The 21,197-nt window shown below is 75.1% G+C and carries 19 protein-coding genes; 6 read left to right on the top strand and 13 right to left on the bottom strand.

The window, feature by feature from the left end; translation table 11 throughout:
- The first annotated feature begins 182 nt into the window (after positions 1-182).
- The 3 genes from FN207_RS18445 to FN207_RS18435 are packed head-to-tail and all read left to right on the top strand — an operon-like array spanning position 183 to position 4,482.
- Positions 183-3,035 (top strand): aconitate hydratase, encoded by a 2,853-nt coding sequence (locus tag FN207_RS18445; protein ID WP_221888278.1) that lies wholly within the window; start codon positions 183-185, stop codon positions 3,033-3,035.
- Positions 3,035-3,790, top strand: coding sequence for an SDR family oxidoreductase (locus FN207_RS18440; protein WP_142459917.1), 756 nt, complete (start codon positions 3,035-3,037; stop codon positions 3,788-3,790). The genes FN207_RS18445 and FN207_RS18440 overlap by 1 nt, the downstream gene beginning before the upstream one ends.
- Positions 3,787-4,482 (top strand): sirohydrochlorin chelatase, encoded by a 696-nt coding sequence (locus FN207_RS18435; protein ID WP_142459916.1) that lies wholly within the window; start codon positions 3,787-3,789, stop codon positions 4,480-4,482. The genes FN207_RS18440 and FN207_RS18435 overlap by 4 nt, the downstream gene beginning before the upstream one ends.
- A gap of 48 nt (positions 4,483-4,530) precedes the next feature.
- Here the strand turns inward: FN207_RS18435 and FN207_RS18430 are convergent, their stop codons facing one another.
- Positions 4,531-6,030: a DHA2 family efflux MFS transporter permease subunit gene (locus FN207_RS18430; RefSeq protein WP_221888277.1), complete on the bottom strand. Its 1,500-nt coding sequence runs from the start codon at positions 6,028-6,030 to the stop codon at positions 4,531-4,533.
- A gap of 96 nt (positions 6,031-6,126) precedes the next feature.
- Here FN207_RS18430 and FN207_RS18425 point away from each other — a divergent pair, with 96 nt between their 5' ends.
- The gene (locus FN207_RS18425; protein WP_142459915.1) at positions 6,127-6,726 is read left to right on the top strand and encodes a TetR/AcrR family transcriptional regulator; all 600 of its coding nucleotides are present in this window, start codon (positions 6,127-6,129) and stop codon (positions 6,724-6,726) included.
- A 2-nt stretch (positions 6,727-6,728) separates the two neighbouring features.
- On the opposite strand, the gene FN207_RS18420 is transcribed toward FN207_RS18425, so the two are convergent.
- From FN207_RS18420 to FN207_RS18395, 6 genes are all read right to left on the bottom strand, one after another.
- Positions 6,729-7,547, bottom strand: coding sequence for a sulfurtransferase (locus FN207_RS18420; protein WP_142459914.1), 819 nt, complete (start codon positions 7,545-7,547; stop codon positions 6,729-6,731).
- Entirely contained in the window at positions 7,544-8,011 is a 468-nt protein-coding gene (locus FN207_RS18415; RefSeq protein ID WP_142459913.1) for an SgcJ/EcaC family oxidoreductase, read from the bottom strand. Before FN207_RS18415 ends, FN207_RS18420 begins: the two co-directional genes overlap by 4 nt.
- 43 nt (positions 8,012-8,054) lie before the next feature.
- The gene (locus tag FN207_RS18410) at positions 8,055-9,947 is read right to left on the bottom strand and encodes an ABC transporter ATP-binding protein (protein WP_142459912.1); all 1,893 of its coding nucleotides are present in this window, start codon (positions 9,945-9,947) and stop codon (positions 8,055-8,057) included.
- A 92-nt stretch (positions 9,948-10,039) separates the two neighbouring features.
- On the bottom strand, positions 10,040-10,813 hold the full coding sequence (locus FN207_RS18405; protein ID WP_142459911.1) for an enoyl-CoA hydratase/isomerase family protein: 774 nt from the start codon (positions 10,811-10,813) through the stop codon (positions 10,040-10,042).
- Complete coding sequence (locus FN207_RS18400; protein ID WP_093578674.1) at positions 10,810-11,037, bottom strand: helix-turn-helix domain-containing protein; 228 nt, start codon at positions 11,035-11,037, stop codon at positions 10,810-10,812. Before FN207_RS18400 ends, FN207_RS18405 begins: the two co-directional genes overlap by 4 nt.
- 407 nt (positions 11,038-11,444) lie before the next feature.
- Positions 11,445-13,046, bottom strand: a complete 1,602-nt coding sequence (locus tag FN207_RS18395; RefSeq protein ID WP_142459910.1) for an ABC-F family ATP-binding cassette domain-containing protein — start codon at positions 13,044-13,046, stop codon at positions 11,445-11,447.
- A gap of 131 nt (positions 13,047-13,177) precedes the next feature.
- Here FN207_RS18395 and FN207_RS18390 point away from each other — a divergent pair, with 131 nt between their 5' ends.
- Positions 13,178-15,286, top strand: coding sequence for an SCO7613 C-terminal domain-containing membrane protein (locus FN207_RS18390; protein WP_142459909.1), 2,109 nt, complete (start codon positions 13,178-13,180; stop codon positions 15,284-15,286).
- 44 nt (positions 15,287-15,330) lie between these two features.
- Positions 15,331-17,172 carry an SCO7613 C-terminal domain-containing membrane protein gene (locus tag FN207_RS18385; protein WP_142459908.1) on the top strand — a complete coding sequence of 614 codons (1,842 nt, stop codon included), beginning with the start codon at positions 15,331-15,333 and terminating at the stop codon, positions 17,170-17,172.
- 18 nt (positions 17,173-17,190) lie between these two features.
- Here FN207_RS18385 and FN207_RS18380 read toward each other — a convergent pair whose 3' ends face one another.
- The 6 genes from FN207_RS18380 to FN207_RS18355 form a co-directional block, all read right to left on the bottom strand.
- Positions 17,191-17,754: a GNAT family N-acetyltransferase gene (locus FN207_RS18380; RefSeq protein WP_221888276.1), complete on the bottom strand. Its 564-nt coding sequence runs from the start codon at positions 17,752-17,754 to the stop codon at positions 17,191-17,193.
- 128 nt (positions 17,755-17,882) lie between these two features.
- Positions 17,883-18,257 (bottom strand): metal-sulfur cluster assembly factor, encoded by a 375-nt coding sequence (locus tag FN207_RS18375; protein ID WP_142459907.1) that lies wholly within the window; start codon positions 18,255-18,257, stop codon positions 17,883-17,885.
- A complete protein-coding gene (gene sufU, locus FN207_RS18370; RefSeq protein WP_110907332.1) occupies positions 18,254-18,721 on the bottom strand; it encodes a Fe-S cluster assembly sulfur transfer protein SufU in 468 nt (155 codons plus the stop codon). Before sufU ends, FN207_RS18375 begins: the two co-directional genes overlap by 4 nt.
- Positions 18,721-20,046 carry a cysteine desulfurase gene (locus tag FN207_RS18365; RefSeq protein WP_142459906.1) on the bottom strand — a complete coding sequence of 442 codons (1,326 nt, stop codon included), beginning with the start codon at positions 20,044-20,046 and terminating at the stop codon, positions 18,721-18,723. Before FN207_RS18365 ends, sufU begins: the two co-directional genes overlap by 1 nt.
- Positions 20,043-20,828 carry a Fe-S cluster assembly ATPase SufC gene (gene sufC / locus FN207_RS18360; RefSeq protein ID WP_110907330.1) on the bottom strand — a complete coding sequence of 262 codons (786 nt, stop codon included), beginning with the start codon at positions 20,826-20,828 and terminating at the stop codon, positions 20,043-20,045. Before sufC ends, FN207_RS18365 begins: the two co-directional genes overlap by 4 nt.
- Before the next feature lie 15 nt (positions 20,829-20,843).
- A complete protein-coding gene (locus FN207_RS18355) occupies positions 20,844-21,197 on the bottom strand; it encodes a non-heme iron oxygenase ferredoxin subunit (RefSeq protein ID WP_142459905.1) in 354 nt (117 codons plus the stop codon).

Genomic DNA, 21,197 nt, shown 5'->3' with positions numbered 1-21,197 from the left:
GCACGGTGCACTTCCGCGGAGATGCACGGTGCACTTCCGCGGAGGTGCACGGTGTGGTCGGCGGTGAGAGCGACCTCACCGGGTGAGGGAAGGGTCGCCTCACCAGGACCTCCCCGTCCGGGGCTGGGATGATGGGGGGTGGCATTCAAGCCCGATGGACACTCGAGGGTGAGGCGCAAGCAGTGGCAGCCAGCAAGGACAGCTTCGGAGCCCGGTCGACGCTCAGCGTCGACGGCACCGACTACGACATCTACCGGCTCGACGCGGTCGAGGGCTCTGACAAGCTCCCCTTCAGCCTGAAGGTCCTGCTCGAGAACCTGCTGCGCACCGAGGACGGCGCGGACATCACCGCCGACCACATCCGGGCGATCGCGAACTGGGACCCGTCGGCCGAGCCGGACCAGGAGATCCAGTTCACCCCGGCCCGCGTGGTCATGCAGGACTTCACCGGGGTCCCCTGCATCGTCGACCTCGCCACCATGCGCGAGGCCATGGCGGAGCTCGGCGGCGACCCGAACAAGATCAACCCGCTCGCCCCGGCCGAGCTGGTCATCGACCACTCCGTCATCGCCGACGTCTTCGGCACCCCGGAGAGCTTCGAGCGCAACGTCGAGATCGAGTACGAGCGCAACGGCGAGCGCTACCAGTTCCTGCGCTGGGGCCAGGGGGCCTTCAACGACTTCAAGGTCGTCCCCCCGGGCATGGGCATCGTGCACCAGGTCAACATCGAGCACCTGGCCCGCGTGGTCTTCCCGCGCCAGGAGGGCGACCGCGTCGTCGCCTACCCCGACACCTGCGTGGGCACCGACAGTCACACCACGATGGTCAACGGCCTGGGCGTGCTCGGCTGGGGCGTCGGCGGCATCGAGGCCGAGGCCGCGATGCTCGGCCAGCCGGTGTCGATGCTCATCCCGCGCGTGGTCGGCTTCAAGCTGACCGGCGAGCTCCCCGAGGGCGCCACCGCCACCGACCTGGTCCTGACGATCACCGAGATGCTGCGCCAGCACGGCGTCGTCGGGAAGTTCGTCGAGTTCTACGGCGCAGGCGTGTCCGCCGTCCCGCTGGCCAACCGGGCCACGATCGGCAACATGAGCCCGGAGTTCGGCTCCACCGCGGCGATGTTCCCCATCGACGAGGAGACGATCACCTACCTCGAGCTGACCGGCCGGTCGGCGGAGCAGGTGGCGCTGGTCGAGGCCTACGCCAAGGAGCAGGGCCTCTGGCACGACCCCTCGCGGGAGCCGGCCTTCTCCGAGTACCTGGAGCTGGACCTCTCCACCGTCGTCCCCTCGATCGCCGGCCCGAAGCGGCCGCAGGACCGCGTCGCCATCACCGACGCCAAGGCGTCGTTCCGCGAGGCCCTGCCGACCTACGCCCCGATCGACGAGATGCAGAAGGACGACGACGACGCCCCGCGCGACGCCGGCTCCAGCGTCGACGAGGCGGTCGAGGAGACCTTCCCGGCCTCCGACCCGGCCAGCCCCTTCGCGCACGGCAACGGCGACTCCGGCAAGCCGCACGGCGCCTCCCACGGCCCGGTGGACGGCGACCGCGCGTCCAAGCCCACCCGGGTGGTCATGGAGGACGGCACGGAGACCTTCGTCGACCACGGTCACGTCGTGATCGCGGCGATCACCTCCTGCACCAACACCTCCAACCCGCAGGTGATGATCGGCGCCGCGCTGCTGGCCAAGAAGGCCGTCGAGCGCGGTCTGACGACCAAGCCGTGGGTGAAGACGACGCTGGCCCCCGGGTCGAAGGTCGTCACGGACTACTACGAGAAGGCCGAGCTCACGCCCTACCTGGAGAAGCTCGGCTTCTACCTGGTCGGCTACGGCTGCACCACGTGCATCGGCAACTCCGGCCCGCTCCCCGAGCCGGTCAGCCAGGCCGTGAACGAGGCCGACCTCGCCGTCGTCTCGGTGCTGTCGGGCAACCGCAACTTCGAGGGCCGGATCAACCCCGACGTCAAGATGAACTACCTGGCCAGCCCGCCGCTGGTCATCGCCTACGCGCTGGCCGGGTCGATGGACGTCGACCTCAACAACGACCCGCTCGGCCAGGACCCCGACGGCAACGACGTCTTCCTGCGCGACATCTGGCCCTCGCCGCAGGAGGTCCAGCGGACCATCGACCAGGCCGTCTCGGCGGAGCAGTTCGGCCGCAGCTACGAGGACGTCTTCGCCGGCACCGAGCAGTGGCAGAACCTGCCCACGCCCACCGGTGACACGTTCTCGTGGGCCCCGGAGAGCACCTACGTCCGCAAGCCCCCGTACTTCGAGGGCATGCCGGCCGAGCCGGCCCCGGTCACCGACATCACCGGCGCCCGCACGCTGGCGGTGCTCGGGGACTCGGTGACCACCGACCACATCTCGCCCGCCGGGTCGATCAAGGCCGACAGCCCGGCCGGGAAGTACCTGCGCGAGCACGGCGTCGACCGGCGCGACTTCAACTCCTACGGCTCGCGCCGCGGGAACCACGAGGTCATGATCCGCGGCACCTTCGCCAACATCCGGCTGCGCAACCAGCTGGTGCCCGGCACCGAGGGCGGCGTCACCAAGAACCACCTGACCGGCGAGACGACGACGATCTACGACGCCTCCGTGGCCTACCAGGAGGCCGGCATCCCGCTGGTCGTGCTGGCCGGCAAGGAGTACGGCTCGGGCTCGTCGCGCGACTGGGCGGCCAAGGGGACGGCGCTGCTGGGCGTCAAGGCGGTCATCGCCGAGAGCTACGAGCGGATCCACCGCTCCAACCTCATCGGCATGGGCGTGCTGCCGCTGCAGTTCCCCGAGGGCCAGGACCGCGAGTCGCTCGGCCTGACCGGCGACGAGGAGTTCACGATCACCGGGATCACCGCGCTGAACGACGGCGAGACCCCGCGCACGGTGAAGGTCAAGGCCCAGGCATCGGACGGTCGGACGACCGAGTTCGACGCCCGCGTGCGGATCGACACCCCCGGTGAGGCGAACTACTACCGCAACGGCGGGATCATGCAGTACGTCCTGCGGTCGCTGCGCGGCACGGCCGCCTGATGGATCTGGGCCTGGGCGGTCGCGGCTACCTGCTCACCGGCGCGAGCCGGGGGCTGGGTCTCGCGACCGCCCGGGCCCTCGTCGCCGACGGGGCGCGCGTCCTCGTCAGCTCCCGCTCGCCCGGCTCGGTCGACCGCGCGGTCGCCGGGCTGGGCGAGGGCGCGTCCGGGGTGGTGGCCGACCTCGCCGACCCCGCCGCCGCCGACACCCTCGTCACGACGGCGCTCGAGCGGCTCGGCCGGGTCGACGGCGTGCTCGTCTCCGTCGGCGGGCCGGCGCCGGGCACGGTGCTCAAGACGGCGGAGGAGGACTGGCGGGCCGCCGTCGACAGCGTGCTGCTCGGCCCGCTGCGGCTGCTGCGGGCCCTGGAGCCGCACCTGTCCGACGGCGCGGCGATCGGCATGGTGCTGTCGACGTCGGTGCGCCAGCCGATCGGGCACCTGGCCATCTCCAACGCGCTGCGCCCGGGCCTGGCCATGACCCTCAAGGCACTGGCCGACGAGCTCGGCCCGCGCGGGATCCGGGTGGTCGGGCTGATGCCCGGCACGATCGCCACCGACCGGATCACCGAGATCGAGGCCGCCTCCGGCGACCCCGCGAAGGCGCGCTCGCGCACCGAGGCCGGCATCCCGCTGCGCCGCGTCGGGGAGCCCGACGAGTTCGGCCGGGTCGCGGCCTTCCTGCTCTCCCCCGCCGCGTCCTACGTCACCGGCACGATGGTCGCCGTCGACGGCGGGATCCTGCGCACCCCGTGAGCGCCCCTCCGGTCCTGGTCGCCTGCGCCCACGGCACGCGCAACCCCACCGGCCGGCGACTGGTCGCCGAGCTCGCGCTGGCCGCGCGCCGGCTTCGCCCGGGCCTGGTGACCACGGCGGCCTTCGTCGACGTGCAGCCGCCCACGGTGGTCGACGTCGTCGCGGGGCTCGCCGCCGACGGGCAGCCGGCCGTCGTGGTCCCGCTGCTGCTGTCCGGCGGCTACCACGTGCACGTCGACATCGCCGGCGCCGTGGCCGCGCACGACTCCGCGCTCGCCGCCCGCCCGCTGGGGCCCGACCCGCGGCTGGCGGCGGTGCTGTCCGACCGGCTGGTCGAGGCCGGCGCCGACCCGCGCGACCCGCTCACCGCCGTCGTCCTGGCCGCCGCGGGGTCGTCGGACCCGCGCTCGGTGGCCGACGTCGAGGACACCGCCGACCTGCTGCAGCGCTCCTGGGCCGGGCCGGTGACCACCGGCTACGGCTCGGCCGCGCAGCCGCCGGTAGCCGACGCCGTCGCCGCGGCCCGTCGGGGCGGCGCCGAGCGGGTGGTGGTCGCGTCCTACCTGCTGGCGCCGGGGCACTTCCACGGCAAGCTGGCCGAGGCCGGCGCCGACGTCGTCACCGCTCCCCTGCTGCCCGACGAGCGGATCGCCGCCGTCCTGCTCGACCGCTACGACGCCGCCCTCGGCTGACCCGCCTCCCGCGCACGGGAGGCGGGCCCCTGTCCGCCGGGGCGGCTCCTAGACGGCGCCGGCGGTCGCGGGGAGCGCCTCGGCGGCCTGCGCCCTCGACGTCCGCACGAGGGCCGCGCCGACGATGCCGGCCGCGGCGAGGAACCCCGCCGCGACGACGAAGCCGAGACCCCAGCCCTCGACCACCGCGGCCACGAAGCCCGGCGACGTGGGCGGACCCGCGGGGGCGACGGCCTCGGTGCGCGCCGTGCTCACCGCCGCCAGGATGGCCAGGCCCAGCGCCCCGCCGACCTGCTGCCCGGCGTTGAGCAGCGCGCTGGCCACGCCGGCGTCCTCCTGCGGGACCCCGGCCACGGCCGCGCTGGTCAGCGCCACGAACGTCAGCCCCATGCCCAGGGCGACCGTCACCAGCGACGGCAGGATGACGGTCAGGTAGGAGGCGGTGGGGTCCAGCCGCAGGCCCAGGACGAGCATGCCCGCGGCGGCCAGCGCCGGGCCGCCGACGAGCAGCGGACGGGGGCCGACCCGCCCCAGCAGCTGGGAGGCGATGGCGGCACCGACGACGATGGCGACGGTCATCGGGAGGAACGCGAACCCCGCCTGCAGCGGCGAGTAGCCGTTGACCTGCTGCATCCACAGCACGAGGAAGAAGAAGACCGCGAAGATCCCGGCGCCGACGAACAGCGCCCCGAGGTCGGCCCCGAGCACCGAGCGCGACCGGAAGAGCCGGAAGTCGACGAGCGGATCGGCCGCCCGCCGCTGCACGACGACGAACGCACCCAGCAGCACCGCGGCGAGGGCCAGCATCCCGAGCGTCCGCGCGGAGGTCCAGCCGAGGTCGTTGCCCTTCACGAGGGCGTAGACGAGCGCGACGAGGCCGCCGGTGACCAGCAGGGCGCCGGGGACGTCGAAGCCGCGGGCCCGGGCGTCGCGGCTCTCCGGGACCACGCGCAGCGCCCCGACGACGGCGAGCACGGCCACGGGGACGTTGACGAACAGGACCCAGCGCCAGCTGGCGTACTCGGTCAGGATCCCGCCCAGGATGAGGCCGATGGCGGCGCCGCCGGCCGAGATGGCGGCCCAGATGCCCAGGGCCCGGTTACGTTCCCGGCCCTCCTCGAAGACCACGGTGAGCAGGGACAGCGCGGACGGCGCCATGAGCGCGCCCGCGAGGCCCTGCACCAGCCGCGCCCCGACGAGCAGCCCGAGGTCGCCGGCCAGCCCGCCGAGCAGCGAGGCGACGGCGAAGAGGGTGGCGCCGATGACGAAGACCCGGCGGCGGCCGAGCCGGTCGGCCAGCTTGCCGCCGAGCAGCAGGAACCCGCCGAAGGTGAGGGTGTAGCCGGTGACGATCCAGGACAGGTCGGCCTGGCTCGTGACGCCCAGGGACACCGCGATGTCGGGCAGTGCGACGTTCACGATCGCCACGTCGAGCACGACCATGAGCTGGCTGATCGCGAGCACGGCCAGGGCGAGGCCCTTGCGGACCTCCCGCCCGTCCGCGTGCGTGAGGGGACCTGGCCCGGGGGGCGAGGCGGTGGCGGTCACGAGGACTCCTCGGGAGATGGCTCAACGTTCGTAGAGCGACGACTCAACGACCGTAGAGCGACATCCTGGACGGGTCAACGCCTGTAGAGTGAACCCGTGACCGCAGCCGGTACCGAACACGTCTCCCGCGACGAGCGCCGTCGCCGGACCGAGGCGGCGATCCTCGAGGCCGCCCGCGCCCTGTTCGCCGAGACGGGCTTCGAGCGGGCCACGATCCGGGCGGTGGCGGCCTCGGCCGGGGTCGACCCCGCGCTGGTCATGCAGTACTTCGGCAGCAAGGACAACCTCTTCGCCGCGGCGACGCGGTGGTCCCGCGAGCACGTGTCGGTCCTCGACGCCCCGCGCTCGCAGGTGCCGGCCGCCGCCATCGCCGACCTGTTCGAGACCTTCGAGGGCCCCGGGGGCCGGGAGGGCGCGGCCGCCCTGATGCGCAACTGCCTGACCCATCCCGAGGCCAACCGCACGCTGCGCGACGACGTGATGTGCTCGGTCGCCTCCGGCGTGGCCGAGACGATCGGCGGCGAGGATGCCGAGCTGCGGGCGGGCCTCATGGCCGCCTGCATCATGGGGCTGGGCCTGTCCCGCTACCTGCTGCAGATCCCGGCCGTGGCCACGGCGTCCCGTGCCGACGTCGAGCGGCTGCTCGAGCCCGCCCTGTGCGCGCTCCTCGACGCGCCGGAGCGCCCGGCCGGCTGAGTTCAGCCGGCGCCGGTGGCCACCGGGCGGGACGGGTCGGCCGACCACTGCGACCACGACCCCGGCCACAGCGCCGCGTCGATCCCGGCCTGCGCCAGCGCGGCCACCTCGTGCGCGGCCGTGACGCCGGAGCCGCAGTAGACGCCCACCGCCGTCCCCGGGCGCACGCCGAGCGCGGCGAAGCGGTCCGCCAGGTCGCCGCGGAACGTCCCGTCCGCGGTGAGGTTCTCCGTCGTCGGCGCGCTGACCGCACCGGGCACGTGGCCGGCGCGCGGATCGACCGGCTCCACCTCGCCGCGGTAGCGCTCGGCGGCCCGCGCGTCGAGCAGCACGCCGCCGCGCGCGGGCAGCGCCGCGGCCTCGTCGGCGGTGAGCGTGGGCATCGCGCCGCCGGTCAGCACGACGTCGCCGGGCTCCGGGACGACGTCGCCGGTCTCGAGCTCTCCGCCCGCGGCGACCCAGGCGTCCAGCCCGCCGTCGAGCAGCCGGACGTCGGCCAGCCCGCCCCAGCGCAGCAGCCACCACGCCCGCGCGGCGGCCAGCCCGCCGGTGGCGTCATAGGCGACCACCGCGTCCCCGGCCCGGACCCCCCACCGCCGCGCCGCGGCCTGCAGCGCCTCCACCGGCGGCAGCGGGTGCCGGCCCTCGGCGGGCGACGGCGGCGCGGCGAGCTCGGACTCCAGGTCGGCGAACACCGCACCCGGCAGGTGCCCGGCCAGGTACCGCTCGCGCCCGTGCGGGTCGCCGAGCGCCCAGCGGACGTCGAGCAGCACCGGCCGCGGCCCGCGCAGGAGCTCGGCCGCCGCGATGAGCACGCTCACCGCGGGGCGGTCAGCAGCCCGCGCAGCTCGTTGGTGAGCGCGTCGCGGGCGTCGCGGCGGCCCAGCCACGCGGCCGGCGTCGCCTGGAACAGCGTGGTCTTCCAGCGCCCGCCGCCCTCGTCGACGGCGACGAGCGTGTGGATGCTGTGCAGCCCCGGGTCGATGTCGTCCTCCCCGGGCGGGATCATCCCGGCGTGCGCGTGCAGCACGGCCACGCCGTCGCTGATCGCCCGCACGGACCGGACCACGGCCACGTAGGTCGCCGTCGGGTGGCTGCCGAACACCCGCCGCAGGTCCGAGGCGATCGAGAGCCGGCCGCTCACCGTCGTCCCGTCGTAGCCGACCATGTCGCCGTCGTCGGCGAACACCGCGGCCACCGCCGCGCCGCTGCGCCGGTTCCAGCCGTCGACGAAGGCGGCGTAGAGGGCGCGGATCTGGGCGTCGTACGGGTGCGCGGACGTCACGGAGCTCCTCCTGGTGCTGCTGGGGCAGGAGGAACGCTAGTTGCTACGCCGCGCCGACCGTCCGACGCTCGCCGTCGGCGAACTGGGTCCGGTAGAGGTCGGCGTAACGGCGTCCGAGCGCCAGCAACTCCTCGTGAGTGCCCGACTCCACGATGCGACCGTCGTCGACCACGAGGATCTGGTCGGCGCTGCGGATCGTCGACAGCCGGTGCGCGATCACCAGCGACGTCCGCCCGGCGAGCGCGGTGTCCAGCGCGTGCTGCACGGCCACCTCCGACTCGCTGTCGAGGTGCGCGGTCGCCTCGTCGAGGATGACGATGCCCGGAGCCTTGAGCAGCACCCGGGCGATGGCCAGCCGCTGCTTCTCGCCGCCGGAGAGCCGGTAGCCGCGGTCGCCGACCACGGTGTCGAGGCCGTCGGGCAGCGAGGCGATCAGGGCCGCGATCCGCGCGCCGGTCAGCGCCGCCCACAGCTGCTCCTCCGTGGCCTCGGGGCGGGCGTAGAGCAGGTTGGCGCGGATGGTGTCGTGGAACAGGTGCGCGTCCTGGCTGACGACGCCGATCGTGTCGCGCAGCGAGGCGAACGTCGCCTTCCGGACGTCGACGCCGCCGATCCGCACGGCCCCCGAGGTCACGTCGTAGAGCCGCGGCACGAGGTTCACGATCGTCGACTTGCCGGCGCCGGAGTGGCCGACGAGCGCGACGAGGTGGCCCTGCTCGACGCGGAACGACACGTCGTGCAGCACCGCCGTCGGCCCGCCGTGCTCGGGCAGCGACACGTCCTCCAGCGAGGCGAGCGAGACGTCCGCGGCCGCCGGGTAGCTGAAGCTCACGGCGTCGAACTCGATGGACCGGTCGTCGGCCGGCAGCGGCACCGCGTCGGGCGCCTCGGCGATCATCGGCGGCAGGTCGAGCACCTCGAAGACCCGGTCGAAGCTGACCATGGCGCTCATGACGTCGACCCGGACGTTGGACAGCGCCGTCAGCGGCCCGTAGAGCCGCGACAGCAGCAGGGCCAGCGCGACGACGTCGCCGGGTGACAGCGACCCGTCGAAGGCCAGCCAGCCGCCCAGGCCGTAGACCAGCGCGGTGGCCAGCGCCGCCACCAGCGTGAGGGCGGTGAAGAAGGTGCGGCCGTACATGGCCGACAGGACGCCGATGTCGCGCACCCGCGCCGCGCGCCCGCGGAAGCTCTCGGCCTCGGCGTCGGGGCGGCCGAACAGCTTGACCAGCAGCGCGCCGGCGACGTTGAACCGCTCGGTCATCGTCGCGTTCATCGACGCGTTGAGGCCGTAGGACTCGCGGGTGATCTCCTGCAGCCGCTTGCCGATCCGGCGGGCGGGCAGTACGAACAGCGGCACCATCACCAGCGAGAGCAGGGTGATCTGCCACGAGAGCGAGAACATGACGCCGGCGGTGAGCACCAGGCCGATGACGTTGGAGACGACCCCGGACAGGGTCGAGGTGAACGCCTGCTGCGCGCCGACGACGTCGTTGTTCAGGCGGCTGACCAGCGCCCCGGTCTGCGTGCGGGTGAAGAAGGCGACCGGCATCCGCTGGACGTGCTCGAACACGCGGGCGCGCAGGTCGTAGATGACGCCCTCGCCGATGCGCGCGGAGTACCAGCGGGTGGCCACCGAGATGCCCGCGTCGACGACGGCGAGGCCGGCGATGATCAGCGCGATCCGGACGATGCCGCCGGCGGTGCCGTCGAGGCGGGCGATCCGGTTGATGATGTCGCCGGCCAGCAGCGGCGTGATGACGCCGATGACCGAGGACGCCACCACCAGCAGCAGGAAGCCGGTGAGCTCGCGCCGGTAGGGACGGGCGATGCCGAGGATCCGGCGCACCGTGCCCTTGGGCAGTTCACGGGAGGTGACCGACGGGTCGCGGCGGAACGAGCGCATCGCCGCCATGGAGGTCATGGGACTGCTCATGCGGTGACCTCCTCAGCCGGAGACGGGGACCGGCGGCAGCACCAACAGCCGCCGGTCCCCGCCTGTTCCGGATCGGGGGTCGGCCGGGACCGTCAGCGCCCCGCCAGCTCGGCCAGCCGGCGGGCCTGGGCGGCCCGCTCGGCGGCGTCCTGCGCCTCCGGCGTGTTCCGGACCGCGGAGCGGACCAGCGCCGCCGTCTCGCGGACCGCACCCACCGGTGGCGCCGTGAGCGCGGCGACCAGCGTGGCCACCGCCGCGTCGAGCTCCCCGGCCGGGACGACGGCGTTGGCCACGCCCCAGGTCAGGGCCTCCGCCGCGGTCACCGGCCGGCCGGTCACGCAGACCTCCATCGCCCGCCCGTAGCCGACCAGCTCCGCGAGGGTGCTCGTGCCGGTGAGGTCGGGGACGAGCCCGAGCGTCGCCTCCGGCAGCCGCAGGGACGCGTTCTCGGTCATCACCCGCAGGTCGCAGGCCAGCGCCAGCTGCGCACCGGCGCCGATGGCGTGGCCCTGCACCGCGGCCACCGAGACGATGCCCGGCGAGCGCAGCCAGCGGAACCCGGCCTGGTACTCGCGGATGCGCTCCTGGGCGAGTTCCGCCGGCATCGACCCCAGCTGGCCGAGGCCGCCCGCCGTCGCGGGGTCGCCGCTGAACAGGCTGCGGTCCAGGCCCGCGGAGAAGGAGCGCCCCTCCCCCCGCACCACGACCACGCGGACGCCGTCGTCGAGCGAGTCGCCGACCGCCTTCAGCGCCGCCCAGGTGGCCGGCGTCTGGGCGTTGAGCTGGTCGGGACGGTCGAGCGTGACGGTCAGGACGGCGCCCTCGCGGCTGGTGCGGACCCAGCCGTCGGTGTCGACCGCCGTCATGCGCTCTTCTTGCTGTTCCGGTTGGCTCCACCACGACTGCGGAGCGTGGCACCGGACTCCGACAGGAGCCGGTGCACGAACCCGTAGGAGCGGTTGGTCGAGGTGGCGAGCGACCGGATGCTCTCCCCGCCGTCGTAGCGCTTCTTCAGCTCATCGGCGAGGGACGTGCGGTCCCCTCCGGTGATCCGCTTGCCCTTGCCGAGGTCGGTGCTCGAGTCGGCCATGACTCCCCTCCGTCGCAGCCCTCGGCGCCGGCGAGGGTCGCCGGCCCGTCGGGTGCTGGCTCGCGTGGTGCCGCCGTCCCCGTGACGACGGCCTCCCGCGTCGATGATCACCCAGCCCGCGCGACCCGGCCACGCGAGAGCGAAAGTGGCAGGTGACGGCACGCGAGCCGCCCTGCGAAGGACGGCGGACCGGTCGCCGGGGCCGCAGGCTCCCGACCGGAACGGCGTGGCAGGGCTCCACGCAGCCGGCGGACGGCACGTGGCCGCGCTCCCGGCGCGAGGCGCCCTGCGAAGGACGACGGACCGGTCGCCGGGGCCGCAGGCTCCCGACCGGAACGGCGTGGCAGGGCTCCACGCAGCCGGGGGAACGGCACGTGGCCGCGGTGCGGTCCGGAGGACCGCAGTGACTACGCCAGCTCGACGAGGTCGGCGAGGTCCTCGCTCCACGCGTCCTCGGTGCCGTCGGGCAGCAGGATCACCTTGTCCGGGTCGAGCGCGCGGACGGCGCCCTCGTCGTGGGTGACCAGCACGATCGCGCCGGCGTAGGTGCGCAGCGCGTCGAGGACCTGCTCGCGGCTGGCCGGGTCCAGGTTGTTGGTCGGCTCGTCGAGCAGCAGCACGTTGGCGCCGGAGACCACGAGCGTGGCCATCGCCAGCCGGGTCTTCTCACCGCCGGACAGGGTGCCGGCGCGCTGGTCGGCGGCGTCGCCGGAGAAGAGGAAGGCGCCGAGGATCCGCCGCAGCTCGGTGTCGGTGCTCTGCGGCGCGGCGGCGCGCATGTTCTCCAGCAGCGAGCGGTCGTGGTCGAGCGTCTCGTGCTCCTGCGCGTAGTAGCCGATCCGCAGCCCGTGGCCCGGCAGCACCTCGCCGGTGTCGGGGATCTCGGTGCCGGCGAGCATCCGCAGCAGCGTCGTCTTCCCGGCGCCGTTGAGCCCCAGGACGACGACCCGCGCGCCCTTGTCGACGGCGAGATCGACGTCGGTGAACACCTCGAGCGAGCCGTAGCTCTTCGACAGGCCCTCGGCGGTGAGCGGCGTGCGCCCGCACGGCGCCGGCGTGGGGAACCGCAGCTTGGCGACCCGGTCCTGCACGCGCACGTCCTCGAGGCCGGCGGCCAGCCGCGCGGCGCGCTTGTCCATGCTCTGCGCGGCCTTCGCCTTGGTGGCCTTGGCGCGCATCTTGTCGGCCTGGGAGGTGAGCGCGTCGATCTTGCGCTCGGTGTTGGCCCGCTCCTGCCGGCGGCGGCGCTCGTCGGTCTCCCGCTGCTGGAGGTAGGGCTTCCAGCCGAGGTTGTAGACGTCGACGACGGCGCGGTTGGCGTCGAGGTGCCACACCTTGTTCACAACGGCGTCGAGCAGCTCGACGTCGTGGCTGATGACCACCAGGCCGCCCTTGTGCGAGGCGAGGAAGCCCTTGAGCCAGGTGATCGAGTCGGCGTCGAGGTGGTTGGTGGGCTCGTCGAGCAGCAGCGTCTCGGCGTCGGAGAAGAGGATGCGGGCGAGCTCGACGCGGCGCCGCTGGCCGCCCGACAGCGTCCGCAGCGGCTGGCCCATGACGCGGTCGGGCAGGCCGAGGGCGGTGCAGATGCGGGCGGCGTCGCTCTCCGCGGCGTACCCGCCGAGCGCGGCGAACTGGTCCTCCAGCCGCCCGTAGCGGCGCACGGCGCGGTCGCGCTCGGCGTCGTCGGCCGGCTCGGCCATCGCCACCTGCGCCTTGACCAGCTGGGCCCTGAGGACGTCGAGGCCGCGGCCGGAGAGCACGCGGTCGCTGGCGGAGACGTCGAGGTCGCCGCTGCGCGGGTCCTGCGGGAGGTAGCCGATCTCGCCGGTCACGTCCACCTTGCCGGCGTGCGGCAGGCGCTCACCGGCGAGCGTGGTGAGCGTGGTGGTCTTGCCGGCGCCGTTGCGCCCGACCAGACCGATGCGGTCGCCCGGCTGCACGCGCAGGCTGACGTCGCTGAGGAGGATGCGGGCGCCGGCGCGCAGCTCGAGGCCGGTCGTCGTGATCACTGATCCCAGGATAGGCGCTCCACGGCCGGAACCCGAGCGGATTGCCGGGTGACGTCCACAGCAGCCCGCTGCGTCCCCAGTCCGGACGAGACCGGTTCCCCTACCGGCCCCCGCAGGTCACGATCCCGCCCATGAGCACGCCGACCTGGGGTCTGCCCTGCCCCGTCTGCGGGACGCCGGCCGCGCCGGCGCCCGCGTCCTGCGTCACCTGCGGCCTGCCCGCCGTGGCGCAGGCGGCCACGGTGGTGGCCCGGATGGGGGCGACGATCGACGAGTTCGCCCGCGAGCGCGACGCCCTGGTGGCCACGCTGCGCACCGCGGCCCGGGGTGCCGCCGTCCCGGCCCCGGTCTCCGCCCCCGCCCCGCCGCCCGTGCCGGGCCCCCCGCCGGCGCCGACGTGGGGGCTGCCCCCCGCTCCGCCCCCGGCGCCCCGGCCGGCGGCTCCCCCGCGCCGACGGCTCAGCCCCCAGCAGGTGCTCCTCGGCCTGGGTGCCCTGCTCGTCGTCGCCGCGGCCGTGGCCTTCGTGGCGGTCGCGTGGACCCGGCTGGGCGTGACGTTCCAGGCCGCCGTCATGGCCACGGTCACCGCCGCGGCCTGCGCCACCTCCGCGTGGAGCGCCCGCCGGGGCCTGCGGGCCACCGAGGAGGCGCTCGCCTCGGCCGGGGCCGCGCTGCTGGCCATCGACCTCGCCGCCGCGCACGCGCTCGGCCTGTGGGGCGCCGACGCCGTCCCCGGCCGGCTGTGGGCGGGCCTGTCGTGCGCGGTCACCGCTGGCGCCGCGGTCGGGCTGGGGCGGCTCACCCGCAGCACGGTCACCTGGCCGCTGGTCACGCTGCTCGCCGCCCAGCCCGCCGGCTGGCTGCTGCTGCCCGCCGGCCTCGCCGACGGCGTCGCCGGTGTCGCCGTGCTGCTCGGCACCGCGCTGCTCGACGTCCTCGCACTGCTGGTGCTGCGCCGGCTCCTGCACCCGGTGGCCCTCGTGCTCGGCGGCCTGGCAGGAGCGGCGGGTGCGCTGCTCGGCGCGGTGCTGGCCTGGACCGGCGGCGCGGTCGACAGCTGGGGATCGACCGTCGTCCTGGCCGCGGCCGCAGCCGGCGCGGCGGTGCTCCTGCGCGAGCCGCGGCTGGCGCCCCGCCTGCCGGAACGCCGCGCCGCCTCGGCCGCCGTGGCCGGCGTCGTCGCCCTGGCCCTGGCCGGGGCGATGACCGGTCTCGGCGTCGCCGGGACGGTGGCGGCGGCCGGGCTGGGACTGGTGCTGCTGACCGTGGCGGCCTCGCCGCGGGTGGCCGGGCCTGCGCTGTTCGCGGTGCTGGCCGCGGGGGCCGTCCTGGCCGGCGCGGGCGGCACCGTCCTCGACCTCACCGACCGGGAGGCGCCGCTGGCGCTGCTGGTCCTCGCCGCGGCCGTCCCTGCCGTCCTCGCCGCGGTGCTGCGCCCGCCGGTGCGTCCCGCCGCCACCGCCGCGGCGCTGTGCGCGCCCGGGCTGGCGGTGCTGGTGGCGCTGGAGGGCGGGCTGCTCGACCCGGTGCCCGCCGCGCTGCTGCTCGCGCTCACCGGCGCGACGGCCTTCGCGGTGGCCGCGCTGCGCGCCGGGACGCCGGAGGAGCTCGCCGCGGCGGTCCCCGGCACGCTCGCCGGGCTCGTCGCCGGCGGGGTCGCCGCGGACGCCGGCGCGTGGGGCCAGATGGCCATCGACCTCGCCGTCGTCGGCGCGGCCGCCGGCTGCTACGCCCTGGTCGCGCGACGACGGCCGGTGGCGGTCCTCGCAGTGGCCGACCTCGTGCTGGCCGGGTGGATCGCCGCGGCCGGTGCCGACATCCGCACGCCGGAGGTCTACACGCTCCCGGCCGCCGCGGGGTTGCTGCTGCTGGCCGTCCCGGCGCTGCGGGCGGGCGCCGCGTCGTGGGCCGCGGAGGGGCCCGGGCTGGCGGTCGCGCTGCTGCCGTCGGCCGTCGTCGTGGTCGCCGAGCCGACGGCGGCGCGCCTGGTGGTCGTGGTCGCGGCGGCCGCGGCGCTCACCGTGGCCGGCACGCTGACCCACCGGCAGGCGCCCTTCGTCGTCGGTGCGGGCGCGCTGGTGGTGGTCGTGCTGGGTCGGCTGGCGCCCTACGCGCCGCTGGTCCCGCGCTGGGTCACGCTGGCCACCGCAGGCCTGCTGCTGCTCGTCGTCGGCGCCACCTACGAGCGCCGGCGCCAGCAGGCGCGGGAGGCCGTCGCCTGGGTCGCGCAGATGCGCTGACCGCCCCTAGCGTGGGCCCGACGGGCGGGTGAGGGGGGACGGCGATGACGAGCGCGCCGGTGCCCCCGCTCCCCTACGCCGGCCCGCCGGTCCCCGCTCCGGAGCCCGCTGCCCTGCGCTCGTTGGACGCGCGGATCCGGCCGCCGCAGGTGCTGCTGACCGTCGGCGTCGTGCTGCTGGTCGCCGTGGCGCTGGCCGGGCCCTCGCTGGCCGGTGACGCCGCCCGGATCGGCGTCCTGCTGGCGGCCCTGGTCGCCGGGTGCGCGTCGGCGTGGGCGGCGCGGGCGCGGTTGCACGACACCGAGGAGGCGTGCGCGGCGGCCGCGGCCGCCCTCGCGCTGACCTGCGTGGCCGTCGGGGACGCTCCGCTCGGGACCGGTCCACTGCCGGCGCTGGTGCTGGCCGGGATCCTGGTCAGCCTCCGGGTCCTCCTGCCCGCCCCGCTGAGCTGGCCGCTGGCGGCATGGGGGGCGCTGCAGGTCGCCGCGCTGCGGTCGCTGGCCCTGGTGCCCGACGGGGTGCCGCGCACCGCCCTGCTGCTCACCGTCGCGCTGACCGGGCTGGGGACCGTCCTCGTCACGCGCCGCACTCTGGCCCGCATCGCGCTGCTCACCACCGTGCCGTGGCTCGTCGCGGGCGTCGTCGGGGGACTGCTGACCGCCGCCGCCACCGCCGACGGCCCGGCCCGCTGGCTGTCGGCCGGGCTGACCGTCGCCGCCGCCGCGGCGCTGCTGCCGGTGCGGCTGGACCCCGCGGTCGACTCCCTGCTCGGGCCGCCGCGGCTGGTGCCCGTGCTCGCCGGGACGGTGGCCGGGGGTGCAGTCGGTGCGGCGCTGTCCACCGGCGATCCGGTCTCCCTGCCCCTCGCCGGCTGGCTCGGCGTGCTGCTCGCGAGCACCGCCGCGGCCGTCCTGACCGGCTGGCGGCGGGGCCTGTTGCTCCCGGCCGCCTCGGCCGCCGGGATCACTCTCGTGGTGCTGGCCGTCGCGCAGCTGGTCGCCGCCACGCGCTGGCCGGCGCTGGTGCTCCTGCTGGTGCTCACGGCCCTGCCCGCGGCCGGGGTGGCCGCGGTGCGGCCCGACGAGCGGCCCGACGCCGTGCCCGCGGCGGGCGGCTGTCTCGCCGCGGCGGCGCTGCTGTCGGTCCCCGCGGGCCTGCTCTCCCCCGGCGCGGCCGCCGCGGTCCTGACCGGGCTGTTCGCCCTCACGCTGGCCGCCCGGCCCGGGATGGCGGCCGACCTGCGCGGCCCCAGCGGCACGGTCGGTGCGGTCTGCGCCGGCGCCGCCCTCGCCGTCCTCGCGATCGACGCCGCGTGGGCCCAGCTGGCGCTGCACCTGGCGGTCCAGGGCGCGCTGTCGTGCGGCTGGGGCGCGGTGCTCGCCGGGCGGCGGGACGACTCCCCCGAGGAGGCGGCCGCCTGGCGGACCGGCGGAGCGGAGCTCGGCGCGGCCGGGTGGACGATGGCCGCGCTGGCCGGGACGACGGTGGTCGAGGCGTGGAGCCTGCCGGCCGCCGCCGCGCTGCTGGTCGCGGCCGGACCGCGGCTGCTCGACGGGCCGTCCTGGCCGGCGTGGGGCCCGGGGCTGGTCGTCGCCGCGGTGCCGTCGACGGTGGCCGCGGTGCTGCTGCCCGGTGCGCTGCGCCCGGTGCTCGTGCTGCTCGCCGCGGCCGCGGCCATGGCCCTGGGCGCGCGCACGGCGGTCCGGGCGGCGCTGCTCACCGGCGCGGCCACGGCGGTCGTGCTCACCGCCGGGCTGGTGGTCGAGGCGCTGCCGCTGCCGCTGGTCGCCGCGCTCGTCGTCGGGACCGGCCTGCTGGTGCTGGGCGCCCGCCGGGAGCTGCGGCCGGTCGCCGGGTTCGGGGAACGCCTGGCCGAGATGCGCTGAGGTGCGGCCGGAGGGGCGTCAGGCGCCGAACAGCGACTCGGCGCCCACGGGCCGGTAGCCCGCGCCGAGGAAGGCGCGCAGCGAGGCGGTGTTGGCCGGGGCCACCTGCGCCCACAGCGGCACGCCATCGGGCACCAGCGACCGCGCGGCCGCGACCAGCGCGGTGCCCAGGCCCCGTCCGCGGGCGGCCGGGTCGACCTCGACGCTGACCTCCCAGCGGCCCGCGACGCCGCGGCCGAGGGTCAGCAGTCCGCAGCCGTCCGGCGTCGTCCAGATCCGGACGTCGGTGCGGTGCAGCAGCGCCCGGGCGACCCGCGGGTGGTCCACCTCGGCCCGGACCAGGTCGAGACCGGGACCGGCGGCCACCGGCGGGGCGACGAGGACGACGTCGACCACCCCGGGCTCCACGCCGATCCGGTCGGCGAGCGCGGTGAGCAAGCGCGCCCCGAGCGGCAGCGCCAGCGGGTCGGGCGCCACCTGCGCGGCCACCCAGGCGGGGTCCACGTCGGCCGCCACCACGTGCCAGGCACTGCCCCCGACGACGACTGCCCGCGCCCCGGAGGGCGCGGGCAGCACGGTCACGCTGCAGTCCGCCGGCGGGTCGTCCCCGGCGGCCAGTCGGTCGAGGAGGCCCGTGAGGGGATGGAACGGCGCGGCTGCGGGGTCCCGCGGCGCGCGGAGCGTGCCGTGGGGGGCAGCCGGGTCCTTTCTCAGACCCGGAAGCCGAGCGCGCGCAGCTGCTCGCGCCCGTCGTCGGTGATCTTGTCCGGGCCCCACGGCGGCATCCAGACCCAGTTGATCCGGATGTCGTCGACCAGGCCGGGGCCGGGGCCGCCGGTCAGGGCCTGGCGCGCCTGGTCCTCGATGACGTCGGTGAGCGGGCACGCCGCGGAGGTCAGCGTCATGTCGAGCACCGCGACGTTGTCGTCGTCGACGTCGATGCCGTAGACGAGGCCGAGGTCGACGACGTTGACGCCCAGCTCGGGGTCGACGACGTCGCGCATGGCCTCCTCGACGTCCTCGAGCAGCGCCGACTTGTAGGCCGGCAGCTCGGCGGGGGTCTCGTGGTCGGTGGTCTCGCTCATGCCTGTCCTCCAGTGGGAGCAGCTGCCAGGGCGCGGGCGGAGGCGTCCTTGAGGGCCATCCAGCTCATCAGCGCGCACTTGATCCGGGCGGGGTACTTCGACACCCCGGCGAACGCGACGGCGTCCTCGAGCTCGTCCTCGAGCTTCTCGGCCACCGCGGCGTCGCCCTTGCTCTGCATCAGCGTCACGAAGTGCTCGCCGGTGCCCAGCGCGTCGGTCACCGACTTCCCGATGACGAGGTCGTACATCGCCGACACCGACGCCTGGCTGATCGAGCAGCCCATCCCCTCGTAGGAGACGTCGGCGATCGTGTCGCCGTCCAGGTGCACCCGCAGGGTCACCTCGTCGCCGCACGTCGGGTTGACGTGGTGCACCTCGGCCTCGTACGGGTCGCGCAGGCCGCGGCCGTGGGGGTTGCGGTAGTGGTCCAGGATGATGTCCTGGTACATCGACTCGAGCTGCATCAGGCGGTTGCCTCCTCCGGCGTCACTCCGAAGAAACGCTGCGCGGCCCGCACACCTTCCACCAGCGCGTCGACGTCGTCGTAGCCGGTGTGCACGTAGAACGTGGCCCGGGTGGTGGCCGGGACGCCGTAGCGCCGGACCACCGGCCAGGCGCAGTGGTGCCCCACGCGCACGGCGATGCCGAGGTCGTCGAGGACCTGGCCGACGTCGTGCGGGTGGATGCCGTCGACGGTGAACGACACCGCTCCCCCGCGCGCGACGGTGTCGGGCGGGCCGATGACGGTGACGCCCGGGATCGCCTGCAGCTGCTCGAGGGCGTAGCCGGTGAGGGCCTCCTCGTGCGCCTGCACCCTGTCCATGCCGAGGGCCTGCAGGTACTCGACGGCGGCGCCGAGCCCGACCACCTGCGCGGTCATCGGGACGCCGGCCTCGAAGCGCTGCGGCGGCGGCATGAAGGTGCTGCCCTCCATCCGCACGACCTCGATCATCGAGCCGCCGGTGAGGAACGGCGGCAGCGCGTCGAGCACCTCGTAGCGGCCCCACAGCACGCCGACGCCGGTGGGCCCGAGCATCTTGTGCCCGGAGAACACCAGGAAGTCCGCGCCCAGGGTGGCGACGTCGACCGGCTGGTGGGGCACCGACTGCGCGCCGTCGACCAGCACCAAGGCGCCGACCTCACGGGCCCGGGCGACGATCGGCCCCAGCGGGTTGATCGTGCCGAGGATGTTCGACTGCTGGGTGACCGCGACCAGCTTGGTGCGCTCGTTGACCACGGTGCCGAGGTCGGAGAGGTCCAGCCGGCCGTCGTCGGTGAGGCCCAGCCAGCGCAGCGTGGCCCCGGTGCGCTCGCACAGCTGCTGCCAGGGCACCAGGTTGGCGTGGTGCTCCATCTCGGTCACGACGATCTCGTCGCCCTGGCCGACGGCGTACCGGCGGAAGGACGGCTCCTTCGCCGTGGCGGCGTTGGACAGCGCGTAGGCGACGGTGTTGATCGCGTCGGTGGTGTTGCGGGTGAACACCACCTCCTCGACGGCGCCGCCGATGAACCCGGCGACCCGCGCCCGGGCCGCCTCGTAGAGGCCGGTGGCCTCCTCGGCGAGCTGGTGGGCGCCGCGGTGCGGGGCGGCGTTGTGGTTCTCGTAGAAGTCGCGCTCGGCGTCGAGGACGCTGCGCGGTTTCTGCGAGGTGGCGCCGGAGTCGAGGTAGACCAGCCGCTTCCCGTCGCGCACGGTGCGCGTCAGGATCGGGAAGTCCGCCCGGATCGCCTCGACGTCCAGGGGCAGCGGGATCCGCGTCCCCGTGGGACGCGAGGCGGTCTGGGTCATGCCTTCGCGGTCTCCTTCGAGTCCTTCACGTACGCGGCGTAGCCCTCGGCCTCGAGCTTGTCGGCCAGCTCCTTGCCGCCCTCGTCGACCACGCGGCCGTTGACGAAGACGTGCACGAAGTCGGGCTGGATGTAGCGCAGGATCCGCGTGTAGTGCGTGATCAGCAGGACGCCGATGGCGTCGTCGCCGGTGAGCTCCGCGCGGCTGCGGTTGACGCCCTCGGAGACGACCCGCAGCGCGTCGACGTCGAGGCCGGAGTCGGTCTCGTCGAGGATCGCGACCTTCGGCTTGAGCAGCCGCATCTGCAGGATCTCGTGGCGCTTCTTCTCACCGCCGGAGAAGCCCTCGTTGACGTTGCGCTCGGCGAACGCCGGGTCCATCTCGAGCGCGGTCATCTCCTCGCGGACGTCCTTGACCCACGTGCGCAGCTTCGGCGCCTCGCCCTTGACGGCGGTGGCGGCGGTGCGCAGGAAGTTCGACACCGAGACGCCGGGGACCTCGACCGGGTACTGCATGGCGAGGAACAGGCCGGCGCGGGCGCGCTCGTCGACGGTCATCGCGAGGACGTCCTCGCCGTCGAGGGTCACCGTGCCGCCGGTGATCGTGTACTTCGGGTGCCCGGCGATCGAGTAGGCCAGGGTCGACTTGCCCGACCCGTTGGGACCCATGATCGCGTGCGTCTCACCCGACCGGACGGTCAGGTCGACGCCCTTGAGGATCTCCTTGGCGTCGTCGCCCTCGCCGACCGTGACGTGCAGGTCGCGGATCTCCAGAACCGACACTTCTCTTCTCGCTCCTCAGTTGCCCGACGCCAGCGGGAGGCGGCCGGTGCTCTCGGTGTCGACCAGCACGTCCTCCCCCTCCAGTCGCACGGGGTAGACGTCGACCGGCTCGGTGGCCGGCAGGTTGGTGGGCTCGCCGGTGCGCAGGTCGAAGCACGACCCGTGCAGCCAGCACTCGATGGTGGGGGCGCCGTCGAAGGTCTCGACGTCGCCCTCCGACAGGGGGACCTCGGCGTGGGAGCAGAGGTCCTGGAGGGCGTACAGCTCGCCCTCGTAGCGGACGACGGCGATGTCGACGTCGGACAGCTCGACCCGCAGGGCCCCGTTCTCCGGGACCTCCGACAGGCCGCAGACCCGCTCGAAGGCCAT

Origin of the sequence: Geodermatophilus aquaeductus (assembly GCF_900182545.1) — a bacterium.
Lineage (GTDB): Bacteria > Actinomycetota > Actinomycetes > Mycobacteriales > Geodermatophilaceae > Geodermatophilus > Geodermatophilus aquaeductus.
This window is presented reverse-complemented; position numbering and strand designations above follow the sequence as displayed.